General features: G+C 68.8%; 12 protein-coding genes. 9 read left to right on the plus strand and 3 right to left on the minus strand.

Annotated elements, in window-relative coordinates:
* The first annotated feature begins 366 nt into the window (after positions 1–366).
* The 8 genes from ACR9ZH_RS10235 to pdeM all read left to right on the plus strand — a co-directional run bounded on the left by ACR9ZH_RS10235 (position 367) and on the right by pdeM (position 9731).
* On the plus strand, positions 367–645 hold the full coding sequence (locus ACR9ZH_RS10235; RefSeq protein ID WP_481290656.1) for a hypothetical protein: 279 nt from the start codon (positions 367–369) through the stop codon (positions 643–645).
* A gap of 325 nt (positions 646–970) precedes the next feature.
* Positions 971–1324, plus strand: a complete 354-nt coding sequence (locus ACR9ZH_RS10240; RefSeq protein ID WP_481290657.1) for a hypothetical protein — start codon at positions 971–973, stop codon at positions 1322–1324.
* 190 nt (positions 1325–1514) lie between these two features.
* Entirely contained in the window at positions 1515–2111 is a 597-nt protein-coding gene (locus ACR9ZH_RS10245; protein WP_481290689.1) for an IMPACT family protein, read from the plus strand.
* Positions 2112–2182: 71 nt separating this feature from the next.
* A complete protein-coding gene (locus ACR9ZH_RS10250; RefSeq protein ID WP_481290658.1) occupies positions 2183–3946 on the plus strand; it encodes an ABC transporter transmembrane domain-containing protein in 1764 nt (587 codons plus the stop codon).
* Between the two features lie 128 nt (positions 3947–4074).
* Positions 4075–5097 (plus strand): ligase-associated DNA damage response exonuclease, encoded by a 1023-nt coding sequence (locus ACR9ZH_RS10255; RefSeq protein ID WP_481290659.1) that lies wholly within the window; start codon positions 4075–4077, stop codon positions 5095–5097.
* A complete protein-coding gene (locus tag ACR9ZH_RS10260; protein ID WP_481290660.1) occupies positions 5097–6692 on the plus strand; it encodes an ATP-dependent DNA ligase in 1596 nt (531 codons plus the stop codon). The genes ACR9ZH_RS10255 and ACR9ZH_RS10260 overlap by 1 nt, the downstream gene beginning before the upstream one ends.
* Positions 6649–9090 carry a ligase-associated DNA damage response DEXH box helicase gene (locus ACR9ZH_RS10265; protein WP_481290661.1) on the plus strand — a complete coding sequence of 814 codons (2442 nt, stop codon included), beginning with the start codon at positions 6649–6651 and terminating at the stop codon, positions 9088–9090. The genes ACR9ZH_RS10260 and ACR9ZH_RS10265 overlap by 44 nt, the downstream gene beginning before the upstream one ends.
* The gene (pdeM, locus tag ACR9ZH_RS10270) at positions 9087–9731 is read left to right on the plus strand and encodes a ligase-associated DNA damage response endonuclease PdeM (RefSeq protein ID WP_481290662.1); all 645 of its coding nucleotides are present in this window, start codon (positions 9087–9089) and stop codon (positions 9729–9731) included. Before ACR9ZH_RS10265 ends, pdeM begins: the two co-directional genes overlap by 4 nt.
* Positions 9732–9741: 10 nt before the next feature.
* On the opposite strand, the gene ACR9ZH_RS10275 is transcribed toward pdeM, so the two are convergent.
* A complete protein-coding gene (locus ACR9ZH_RS10275) occupies positions 9742–10461 on the minus strand; it encodes a copper homeostasis protein CutC (RefSeq protein ID WP_481290663.1) in 720 nt (239 codons plus the stop codon).
* 2 nt (positions 10462–10463) lie between these two features.
* On the minus strand, positions 10464–11495 hold the full coding sequence (locus tag ACR9ZH_RS10280) for a glycosylasparaginase (RefSeq protein ID WP_481290664.1): 1032 nt from the start codon (positions 11493–11495) through the stop codon (positions 10464–10466).
* On the opposite strand from ACR9ZH_RS10280, the gene ACR9ZH_RS10285 reads away from it, so the two are divergent.
* Positions 11494–11637 carry a hypothetical protein gene (locus ACR9ZH_RS10285; RefSeq protein WP_481290665.1) on the plus strand — a complete coding sequence of 48 codons (144 nt, stop codon included), beginning with the start codon at positions 11494–11496 and terminating at the stop codon, positions 11635–11637. The genes ACR9ZH_RS10280 and ACR9ZH_RS10285 overlap by 2 nt on opposite strands.
* Positions 11638–11719: 82 nt before the next feature.
* Here ACR9ZH_RS10285 and ACR9ZH_RS10290 read toward each other — a convergent pair whose 3' ends face one another.
* Positions 11720–12220 carry a hypothetical protein gene (locus ACR9ZH_RS10290; protein ID WP_481290666.1) on the minus strand — a complete coding sequence of 167 codons (501 nt, stop codon included), beginning with the start codon at positions 12218–12220 and terminating at the stop codon, positions 11720–11722.
* Between the last annotated feature and the right edge of the window lie 9 nt (positions 12221–12229).

Consider the following 12229-nt stretch of genomic DNA (forward strand, 5'->3'; position numbering starts at 1 on the left):
GGTGAGAGACGCGAGCCAAGGGTGCGTCAACACCCCTGACCCGCTGGCCATAACCAACCAGTTAGGAAATTGATCATGGTTGCTTGCCATTGTACGGCACCCGCCCGTCCGCCGGATTCCTTCGGCGGTTCCCCCACCGGTCACCGAGCCGTCTGCGTCCTTCGTAGACCCGGTTAACGCGCCGGCGGCGTCGCCGTCTCGCCAAGATGTTTCTCAGCCGTTCCCTCCCCCGGCGCGTATGCGCACGCGCGGCTGAAGGGGCGTCGGCGCCGCCTTTCCAGATTCGAGCAAGACCGTACGGCGCCTGCGATGGGCCGCTGGCGGACACGCGTGCCTGCCTTGCGATGGCAGGCCGAGGAGAACGCAATGAACGGATCGAAAGAACGCACCTACATGGTCGACCCGGACGCGATGGCACACGACCTGATCAACGACGCGACCGAGCTTCTGCAATCCGCGCGCGGGTTGAGCCGTCTGCTGGCCGCGCTGATCTATGAAGCCGACGAGGTGAATTGCACGGACATGGCCTCCGCGCTCGATGCCATCGAGGCGCTGACGCAGTTGGGTCTTCTGTGTGCCACGCAGGCGTATACGCGGATGGTGTGGGATCAGACCTCGCCGGTGAGCGATGTTCTTGGTCGCTGAACCGTATCCGCGAATGGCGGAATCGGCGGTGGATGTGGCGCCCTACGCGCTCAGAGGCCGCGCAAAAAATGTTAACTGTCATGTCAAGTTCATTGACGGACGTTCTGGGGAGCGGATAGATTCGCCGCCAAGGGCCGGCTTGGAGTGATGTATGAGCTCAGGTACCTACGGGTTCCTTTTCGGCGCCGCGCCGGGCTTTGCGTATGACTACCGGGATCGAATGGCTCATGACCCCGTAGCTCATGACCCCGTAGTAGCGACTCCGCCGCATGTTCAGTAGCGCCTCCATCCAACCCGGGAAACGGCGGGCGCGCCGGGAAAATTTATGAGTTCACATACCCTGGGGTTTATCCTCGGAGCGGTACCCGGAGGCGTCTATACCTTGTCGAACATGCTTCGCATGAGGCGAGTGCAGTCCAGGGCTGTTGCCCTGGCCCGTGAGCATGGCGACTTCCTCGATATGGATTCGTCAGAGAATCAGAATTTCGATTATCTGCTCGACCCAGGGAAGTTCATCAAGCCCAACGACGGCCCAGGCGCGCGTCGAGGCAAGGAGCTTCTGCTTTCCGTCAGGAACCAGATGCTGAAGCGTCATCTGATAGGAGCCGCGCTGTTGGTGGTCGGGGCTGTTCTTGGGGTGGGAATTTCTGCGGCGGTCGACTTGGTCATGACGGGGTAACGATTCGGCACCCGTATGGTCGGCCCGGGGCTTGTGCTGAAGGAGCAACAGGTCTTGGAGCTCACGGCTTTAAAGGCGTCGCGCGCAGGCGCGCTCCTACAATGCGGGGGGCTTAGAATTGTCGGATGACGCAGCCTGAGCCATCGGTTCCCGAACCGGCCACGAACCAACGACCGTGCGGCCTGCGGTCTTGAGCATGCCGCTGGACACGCTGGCCGCGCCGTGGCGGCATGAGGAAGAGATCAGGAAGAGCCGGTTCCTCGTCCAGGCCGCTCCGGTCGACACGCCTGCGGCTGCCCTGGCGTGGCTGGACGCCGCCGGGGACCCCGCGGCCACGCATAATTGCTGGGCCTACCGCATCGGCGACGCCTATCGCTTCAATGACGACGGCGAACCCGGTGGCACGGCGGGGCGTCCCATCCTGGCGGCGATCGACGGCCAGGGTTGCGACCGCGTGGCCGTGCTGGTCACGCGCTGGTACGGCGGCATCAAGCTGGGCGCCGGCGGCCTCGCGCGCGCCTACGGTGGCAGTGCCGCCGAGTGCCTGCGCCTCGCGCCCAGGGCGCCGATCGTCGCCACCGGGCGCCTTGTGCTGCGTTGCGAGTTCGGGGAGCTGGCCCTCCTCACTGCCCGCCTGCGCGAGATGGAAGCGGTCGTGGAGCGGGAGGAATTTACGGGCGAGGGGGCGGAGCTGGTCGTATCTGCGCCGCTGGACAGGCTCGACGCCATCGCCGCGCGCGTGGTCGACCTTACCCGGGGCAAGGCACGGCCCCGCCGCCTCGACTGACGGCCGCGTGTTGAATACCGTACCGCCCGGCCCCATCCGTTGGCGAATTGCCTGAAAAAACCGAAGTGAGCATGAGCGACGAACGCAGGGAGAAGTCACGCAAGATCGGCGCATTGCGCAACCTCTGGCCGTTCCTGAAGCCGAATAAGGGCCTTATCGCCGGCTGGCTGGTGTTCCTTGGCATCTCGTCCAGCGCATCGCTGGTCCTGCCGGTGGCCGTGCGGCACATCATCGACCACGGCTTCCTGGCCTCGAACCTCGCCACGATCAACGGCACCTTCCTCGGCCTGTTCGGCGTGGCGGTGGTGCTCGCCATCGCCACGGCCGCGCGCTACTACTGCATCGCCCTGCTCGGCGAACGCTCGCTCGCCTCGTTGCGCACCGCGCTGTACGAGCACGTCATCCAGCTCGACGTCGGCTTTTACGAAGGCACCCGCGTCGGCGAGCTCACCTCGCGCCTGGGCACCGATACCGAGGTGGTGCAGACCCTGGTCGGCTCGGGCATCTCGGTGGCACTGCGCAGCGCGGTGATGCTGATCGGCGCCGCCGCCGCGATGGCATGGACCAGTCCGCGCCTCGCCGGCCTCACCGCGCTGGTGATCCCCGCCGTGATGCTACCGATCCTCGTCTTCGGCCGCCGCGTGCAGAAGCTGTCGCGCAGCAGCCAGGATCGCATCGCCGATGCCGCCGCAGTCGCCAACGAGACCTTGAACGCGGCCCACGCGGTGAAGGCCTATGCGCGCGAGCCGATCGAAAGCCGCCGCTACGCCAACGCCATCGCCCTGGCCCTGGCCACCGCGCGCCGCCGCATCGGCATGCGTTCCCTGCTCACCGCCGCCGTGATCGTGCTGATCTTCGGTGCCATCACCCTGGTGCTGTGGGCCGGTGCGCGCGACGTCATCGCCGGCGACCTCGCGCCGGGCGTGCTCAGTCAGTTCGTGCTCTATGCCATCTTCGCCGCAGGCTCCGTGGCCGGTCTCTCCGAAGTCTGGGGCGACGTGCTGCGCGCCGCGGGCGCGATGGAGCGCATCGGCGAGCTGTTCGCGGAGCGCCCGACCATCCGCACGCCGGATGCGCCGGAGCCGCTGCCGCGCCCGGTAACCGGTGCGCTGCGCTTCGAGCATGTGGAGTTCCGCTACCCCTCGCGTCCCGACGTGGCCGCACTGTCCGACTTCGACCTGGAAATCTTCCCCGGCGAAACGGTTGCGCTCGTCGGCCCCTCCGGCGCGGGCAAGAGCACGGTGTTCAGCCTCTTGTTGCGCTTCTATGATCCGCGCTCGGGTGCCATCCGCTTCGACGGCGTGGACCTGCGCGCGCTTTCGCTACCCGAACTGCGCGGGGCCATCGCACTCGTGCCGCAGGAAACGGTGATCTTCGGCGGCAGCGCCGCGGACAATATTCGTTTCGGCCGCGCCGACGCCAGCGACGAGGAGGTGCGCGAGGCCGCGCGCCTGGCCGAAGCGGACGGGTTCATCGCCGCCCTGCCTGACGGCTACGAAGCCGCCCTGGGTGAGCGCGGCGTACGTCTCTCCGGCGGACAGAAACAGCGTGTGGCCATCGCCCGCGCGATTTTGCGCGACGCGCCGCTGCTCTTGCTGGACGAGGCCACATCGGCACTGGACGCGCAGTCCGAAGCGGCCATCCAGCACGCGCTGGAGCGCCTGGAAAAAGGCCGCACCACGCTCGTCATCGCCCATCGCCTCGCCACCGTGCAGCGTGCCGACCGCATCGTGGTGATGGATGGCGGCCGCATCGTCGCCCAGGGCACGCATGAAAGCCTGCTGGCGGAAGGTGGCCTGTACGCGGAGCTGGCGCGCCTCCAGTTCGTCGCCTGACTGGGGAGCCGGCTGTGTGTGGGAGCCGGCTATGCCGGCGATCCCGCGGCAGCGGGCCAGCTTGCCGCGAGCAGGACGCGGACGGGCGTTTTTCGCGGCGTTGACGACGTGCCGCCTACCTTCGCCGGATGGATGGCGACCTGCTGCTACCGCGCCCCGAAGGCCTTTACTGCCCCGCGGGTGAATTCTTCATCGATCCCATGCAGCCGGTGGCGCGCGCCGTCGTCACGCACGCGCACGGCGACCACGCACGCTCGGGCAGCGCGCTCTACCACGTGGCCGCCGCCGGCGGATGGCTGATGCGTGAGCGCCTCGGCGCCGATGCGCTCATCCACGAGCACGACTGGAGCGAACGCTTCACCCTCGGCGACACCCTCGTCTCCTTCCACCCCTCGGGCCATATCCTCGGCGCGGCGCAGGTCCGCATCGAAGGCCGCGGGAAGGTCGTCGTCGTGTCCGGGGACTACAAACGCGATCCCGACCCCACTTGCGCACCGTTTGAACCCGTGCCCTGCGATGTGTTCGTCACCGAATCCACCTTCGGCCTGCCGATCTACCGCTGGCCGCCGATGCGCAAGGTGCTGGACGAGATCCTCGCCTGGGTGGACGAATGCCGCGAGCGCGGCGTACCCGCCGTGCTGTTCTGCTATGCCCTGGGCAAGGCGCAGCGGCTGCTCGCCGAGCTGGCGACGCGCACCGATCGCACGGTGCACCTGCATGGCGCGATGCTGCGCCTCGTAGAGGTGTACCGCGCCGCCGGCGTACGCATGCTGCCGACGGTGGCGGTGAGCGATTCGGCACGCGGCAAGGACTTTGCCGGCGAGCTGATCATGGCACCGCCATCGGCCGCGGGTTCGCCCTGGATGCGCCGCTTCGGCAAGGCCTCCACCGGCTTCGCATCCGGCTGGATGCAGGTCCGCGGTGCGCGGCGGCGGCGCGGTTACGACCGCGGTTTCGTGGTCTCCGATCATGCCGACTGGCCCGGCCTGCTGCGCAGCGTGAACGACTGCGGGGCGAAGCGCGTGTACGTCACCCATGGCGACGGCGATGCGCTGGTCCGGCACCTGCGCGACACGGGACACGAGGCGTTCCTCCTTCGTTCGCTAGGCGGGCGCATGCCCGAGCTGCGCCACAGCGAGGAAGGCGACTGATGCGCCGCTTCGCCGCCCTGTTCGAGGCGCTCGACCGCACCTCGGCCACATCGGCCAAGCGAGATGCGATGGCCGCCTATTTCGCGGATGCGCCCGCGGAGGATGCGGCCTGGGCGGTCTACGTGCTCGGCGGGGGCAAGCTGAAACGGACCGCCACATCGACGGAGCTCCGGCTCGCGCTGGCCGCGGAAACCGGCTACGCAGACTGGCTGATTGACGAGAGCTACCAGCACGTCGGCGACCTGGCCGAGACCATCGCGCTGATGTTGCCGGCCGTCGAGGACGGCAACGAGGATGTGCCGCTGCACGTCTGGATGGAGGCGCGGCTTCCCTCGCTCGGCCGTCTGGAACCCGCGGAACGCATCGAAGTGCTGCGCGAATGGTGGCGGCCCCTGCCGCGCGAGCAGGTTTTCCTCGTGAACAAGCTGCTGACGGGCTCCCTCCGCGTGGGCGTGTCGCACCGGCTCGTCGTGCAGGCCCTGGCGCAGTGGTCGAACCTGGCGACGGACCTCATCGCGCATCGCCTCAGCGGGACATGGAAGCCTTCGGCCGATGCCTTTCGTGCGCTGGCCGGACCGGAGCGCGCGGACGAGCACGCTGGCGAGCGGCCCTACCCCTTCTTCCTCGCTTCACCCCTGGAGCAGGAGGTCGCTTCGCTGGGCGAGGTGGGGGACTGGCTCGCCGAATGGAAATGGGACGGGATCCGCGCGCAACTGATGCGACGGGCCGATGGTGCCCTGCTCTGGTCGCGCGGCGAGGAACGCCTGGACGGCCGCTTCCCCGAGATCGAGCTTGCCGCGCGGGATCTCCCCGACCGCTGCGTCATCGATGGCGAAATCCTCGCCTGGACTCTGGACGAGGACCATCCCCTGCCCTTCGCCGCCTTGCAGAAGCGCATCGGCAAGCTCAAGCCGGGCCCGAAGCTGCTGGCCGACACGCCCGTGCGCCTGATGGCCTACGACCTGCTCGAGCTGGACGGCCAGGACCTGCGCGAGCGCCCGTTGGCCGAACGCCGCGCCATGCTCGCGGCCCTGGTGGAAGGCCGCGGGCCCACACTCATGCTCTCGCCAGCCGTCGACGCACCCGACTGGCAGGCGCTGGCATCCGTTCGCGGCGAATCGCGCGAACGGCGCACCGAAGGCCTGATGCTGAAGCGCCTCGATTCACCCTACCGGGTCGGCCGCAAGCGCGGCGACTGGTGGAAATGGAAGGTCGATCCGTACACGATCGACGCGGTGCTGCTGTACGCGCAACCCGGCCACGGCAGGCGTTCCGGACTGTTCACCGACTACACCTTCGGCGTCTGGGAGGGCGATGCGCTGGTGCCTGTCGCGAAAGCCTACTCGGGCCTCGACGACAGCGAGATCGGCCGGCTCGACCGCTGGATCCGCGCGCACACCGTCGAGCGCTTCGGCCCGGTCCGCTCGGTCGAACCCACGCACGTCTTCGAACTCGCCTTCGAGGCGATCCAGGCCTCCGGCCGCCACAAGGCCGGCGTGGCGGTGCGCTTCCCGCGCATCCTGCGCTGGCGTACCGACCTCGCCATCCGCGATGCCGACAAGCTCGACGACCTCCGCCACCTGGCGTCGGGCTGAAGCCCGCCTGCTCGCGTGGTTTGCCGCGCAGGAGCGTCGTGCCGCGCCGTTCCAGCGCGCGGCGTGGCGTGCGTGGCACGAGGGCCGGAACGGGCTCATCCATGCACCGACGGGCACGGGCAAGACGCTGGCCGCGGCGGGCGGCCCGCTCATCGATGCGGTGCTGCGTCCCGAGACCGGCTTGCAGCTCCTGTGGATCACGCCGCTGCGCTCGCTTGCGACCGATACCGCCCAGCACCTGTCCACCGCCGTGGAAGCGATGGAGCTGCCGTGGCGCGTACTGCGCCGTACCGGCGACAGCGGGAGCGCCGAACGTGCCCGGCTTCGCCGTGGTGCCTGCGAACTGCTGGTGACCACGCCGGAAAGCCTCGCCCTCCTGCTGAGCTACCCCGACGCGAAGGAGCGCTTCGCGCGCCTGCGCGGCATCGTGGTCGACGAGTGGCACGAGCTGGTCGGCAACAAGCGCGGCACCCTGCTGCAGCTTGGGCTCGCGCGCCTGCGCCACTGGCTGCCGGAGCTGCGCACGTGGGGCCTCTCCGCGACGCTGGGCAACCTCGACGAGGCCCTGCATGCGCTGGCGAACGACGGCGTGCTCATCGGCGCACGCGCGAAAAAGAAAACCGTGATCGAAACCGCCGTGCCCGACAGCGGCGAACGCTTTCCCTGGGCAGGCCACCTCGGCCTTTCCCAGCTGCCGCGCGTGCTGGAGGCTGTGCTCGGCGCGCGCAGCAGCCTCGTCTTCGCCAATACGCGCTCGCAGGCGGAACTCTGGCACGAGGCTTTGTCCTCGGTGTGGCCGGAGTCGCCTGCGACGCTGGCGCTGCATCACGGCTCGATCGACCCGAAGCTGCGCTTCGCCGCAGAGGAAGGACTTCGCGTCGGCGCACTGCGTTGCGTCGTCGCCACATCCAGCCTCGATCTTGGCGTGGATTTCGCGAGCGTGGAACGGGTGATCCAGATCGGCAGCCCCAAGAGCGTCGCGCGCCTGCTGCAGCGCGCGGGCCGTAGCGGTCACCGGCCGGGCGTGGCGTCACGCATTCTCTGCGTGCCGACCCACCTGCTCGAACTTGCCGAGGTGGCAGCGGCCCGGCATGCGCTGGACGAAGGCCACCTCGAGCCGCGCCGGCCGATGCGCGGCTGCCTGGACGTGCTCGCGCAGCACCTGCTCACCATGGCCCTGGGCGGCGGCTTCAGCGCCGACGAAGCGTATGCCGAGATCACCTCGTCGCTCGCTTATGCCCGCCTGCCACGCGAGCGCTTCGATGCGGTGCTTGCTTACCTGCGCACGGGCGGCTCCGCACTGGCGAGCTATCCCGAATACCGCAAGCTGGTCGAAACCGGCGGGCGCTACCATGTCGACAGCGGGCGCATCGCGCGCATGCACCGCCTTTCGATCGGCACCATCACCTCCGACGGAAGCCTGCAGGTGCGTTACATGAAGGGACCGAAGCTTGGTTCGGTCGAGGAACAGTTCCTGTCCCGGCTGCGGCCAGGCGACCGCTTCCTGTTCGCCGGGCGCCACCTCGAACTCGTCCGGGTGCGCGACATGACGGCCTACGTGCGCGCGGCGCCGAACCGCCGCGGCGGCGTGCCGCGCTGGCTCGGCGGTCGGCTGCCGCTGTCGGGCGAACTTTCCGACGAGCTTCGCGACACCCTGGCCGGCGGCGGCAAGGACTCCGCCGAAATGCGCGCGCTCGCGCCGCTGCTCGACGTGCAGCGCAGGCAGTCCTCGATCCCGGCAGCCGACGAAACGCTCTGCGAGCGCACGCGCACCCGCGAGGGCGATTACCTGTTCGTTTTTCCCTTCGCCGGCAGACTGGCCCACGAAGGCCTGGCCGCCGTCCTTGCTTACCGCCTCGCGCGCATCCGGCCCGGCGATTACGGCTATGCCGTGAACGACTACGGACTGGCCCTCACTGCCGCGCGCATGCCGCCGCTCGACGAAGCGACGATGCGTGTCCTCCTGCATCCGTGGGGCCTGCGCCGCGATATACGGGCCAGCGTCAACCTGTCGGAACTCGCCCGCCGGCAATTCCGCGAGATCGCGCGCGTGGCAGGCCTGGTCTTCAACGGTTATCCGGCGCAGGGAAAGACCCTGCGCCAGCTGCAGGCTTCGAGCGGCCTGCTGTTCGACGTGCTGCGCCGGCACGATCCTGAGCATCCCCTGCTTTGGCAGGCCGAGCGCGAGGTGCTCGACCAGCAGCTGGATTATTCGCGCCTGCGCGCATGCCTGCTGCGCGTATCGCGTTCGCGGCTGCTCTGGCGGGAGACGAAACGGCTCAGCCCGCTCGCCTTCCCGTTATGGGTCGAGCGTCTCCGCGGCGGCATTGCCGGCGACGACTGGAAGACCCGCGTCGAACGCATGCTCGCCACGCTGGAAGCGGGGGCCGACGCATGATGACCTGCGACATAGAGGTGGCCGGCGAGCGGCTGACCCTGCATGCGCAGCGGGCGATCCACTGGGCAGCGCGGCGAACGCTTCTGGTCTCCGACGTTCACTTTGGCAAGGGTGCGGTCTTTCGCCGTGCCGGCATCGCCGTGCCCAGCGGCGACACCGAGGACGACCTCGCGCGGCTCGGCGCGCTCGTCGCCGAGTTCCAGCCGGCAAGGCTTGTCGTCCTCGGCGATCTCGTCCACGGCGCGGCCACGGAGCACAGTGCCTGGGTGGAGCGGGTGCGGTCGTGGCGGCGACGCCATGCCGCGATCGCCATGGACCTTATCGCCGGCAACCACGACCGCCACTTCGACGTGGCGTCGCTGGGCATCGACGTCCGGCCCGGGCACGTCGCCGAGCCGCCCTTCGTGTTCGCGCACCATCCGGAAGTGCATGACGGCGCATACACCCTGGCGGGCCATGTGCATCCTGGTGTGACGGTACGCGATGGCTGGCGCCGGCACCGCCTGCCGGCCTTCGTCTTCGACCGCGAGGTCGGCATGCTGCCGGCCTTCGGCACGCTGACCGGCTTGCACGAAGTGACAGCGACGCCCGGGCGACGGATCGTGGCCGTGACGCCCGCCGGATTGCTGCCGCTTCGCTGAGGCGGGAGGGTCAGGCGAGGGCTGTCGCCAGGGCGCGTACCGTGTCCACATCGGTGCGCATTTCGCCTTCGCCCATGCCCAGCGTGTCGCCGGGAACGCGGCGCATGGCGGAGGGCAACCGGCGCTTCGCGGATGCGTGGAATTCGCGGGCACGCGTCGCTTCGCGCAGGGCCACGACGTTGCCGGGCTCCAGGCCTGCGCCAGGCATCACGACGATCCGCCCGCCCGCCTGGGAAACCAGCCGGGCGATGGATGCGGCGCCGGCCACGGCGCTGGGCATGCCGCCGGAGGTGAGGACGCGTTCGAAACCGAGCTCGATCAGAGTCTCGAGCGCCTCCTGCCTGTCGGGCACGAGGTCGAAGGCGCGATGGAAGGTCACGCCCATGCCTTCGGCGGCACGCAGGAACATCGCGCAGGCTTCCCGGTCCACCTCGCCTTCCGCCGTGAGCGCACCCACGACGACGCCATCGCAGCCCAGCTCGCGGCAGTGCGCGATATCGTCGAGCATCGCTTCGATCTCGGCGTTCTCGTAAAGGAAGTCGCCGGCACGAGGACGGATGAGCACGTACAGCGGGATCGACAGACCTTCGCGGGCGAGCGCGATGGTGCCGTGCGAGGGCGTGACGCCGCCCCCTTCGAGGCAGGCGCAGAGTTCGACGCGACCCGCGCCGCCTTCCTGCGCCGCGAACGCCGACGCCACCGAATTCGCTGCGACTTCCAGCAAGGCCATGGTCAGTAGGTGCTCTTACCGGGGATCAGCGTGTCCTGCTTGTGCGCATCGCAGACCGCGTACGAGAAACCCTTCTGGATCGCCCAGGCGCCGACGTTGCCCTTCTTGTCCATGGCGAGAAAGCCTACCTGGAGGTCTTTCGCGTCCGGTTTGCGGCGCAGGATGCGCTCTACCGCTTCGCGGCAGGCGTCCTCCGGCGAACGGCCCTGGCGCATCAGCTCCACGACCAGGAAGCTGCCCACGTTGCGGATCACTTCCTCGCCCACGCCCGTCGAGGTGGCACCGCCGACTTCGTTGTCGACGTAAAGCCCCGCGCCGATGATCGGGCTGTCGCCCACGCGGCCGTGCAGCTTCCAGGCCATGCCGCTGGTGGTGCAGGCGCCGGACAGGTTGCCCTTGGCGTCGATCGCGAGCATGCCGATGGTGTCGTGGTTGCTCGCGTCGCCCGGCGTGCCGCCCGGACCCGCGTTGTAGCTCCTGACCTCGCTGTTGGCCACCGGCTTGTACTTCGCCGTCTTCAGCCACTCGTGCCAGGCCTTCTCCGATTCCGGGGTCAGCAGTTCCTCGCGCGGAAAGCCTTGCTCCATCGCGAACTGCAAGGCGCCGTCACCGGCCAGGAGGACGTGAGGCGTGCGTTCCATGACGCGCCGGGCCACCGAGATGGGGTGCGCGATGTGCTCCATCGCCGCCACGGCGCCGCAGTTGCCGTGCTCGTCCATGATGCTCGCGTCCAGCGTGACCTTGCCGTCGCGGTCGGGGTAACCCGCGCGGCCCACGCTGTGGTTGCGCAGGTCGGCTTCCGGCACGCGGGCACCTTGTTCGACGGCATCGAGGGCGCGGCCGCCGGCGGAAAGCACCTTCCACGCCGCCTGGTTCGCGGCCACGCCGAAGTCCCAGGTGGAACAGACGCGCGGGATCATGCCGGCCGGCGTGCCTGCGGTCGGCGCCTTGGCGGCCGCCCTGGCGAGGCCGTTACCGGCCATGGCCACACCCGAGGCGATCGTCGCCCCCTGGAGAAAACGTCTGCGGTCCATGAGACCCCTCGTTCGACGACGCGCCTGCCGCGCCATCCCCGATGGTCGCATGCTCGCCGCCGCGCTCGCCACCTTCCAGGTCACGCCGCGCACAGGCCGCGGATTCGGCTCGCAGGAAATCGCGCGCCCCCTGCATGCGTGACGTGGCCGAACGGGACAGCGAGGTACCGAGGATCGCCAGCATGGCGAGGACCGCCAGCACCACGAGCAGGATGGCACCGCGTTCACTGCGCAGGGTCGGGTCTCCCGATGGCGCGGGCGTAGCGGCGACCGCCTTTCATCGACAGGATGACTTCGATACTCCGTATCCCGGTTCCGTGCTCCTTCGAAAACGATTCCCGCCGGACACGACCTTCATCGTCATGAACATCGGCGATGAACTCGGCGGAAATCACGCCGTCCAGATATTTTTCGCAGGGGTCATCCGCGGGACAACGCCAGAGCGCATTCTCGACGAACCACATAGCATGTCCGAGCCGCAACGCGGACGTGGCGCGATGCGATGCCCTTCCCGTGCAGGCCGTACTCTCGATGCAACCTTCCCAATGCGTCGACTCGCGAAGATCCCGGGCGATGGCTGCCAGCGCGAGCCACGCCGAGTCGGCCGCACTCGCCGCGGCACGTTGTCTTGCCGCGGCGATCCCCGCCAGCGAAAGCGCGGTAAGCGCGATAGCGGCGACCATGGACGCCACCGCGAGTCCCACCAGAAGTTCGGTCAGGCTCATGCCCCTGGC

The organism is Luteibacter sp. SVR4-7G (assembly GCF_056755555.1).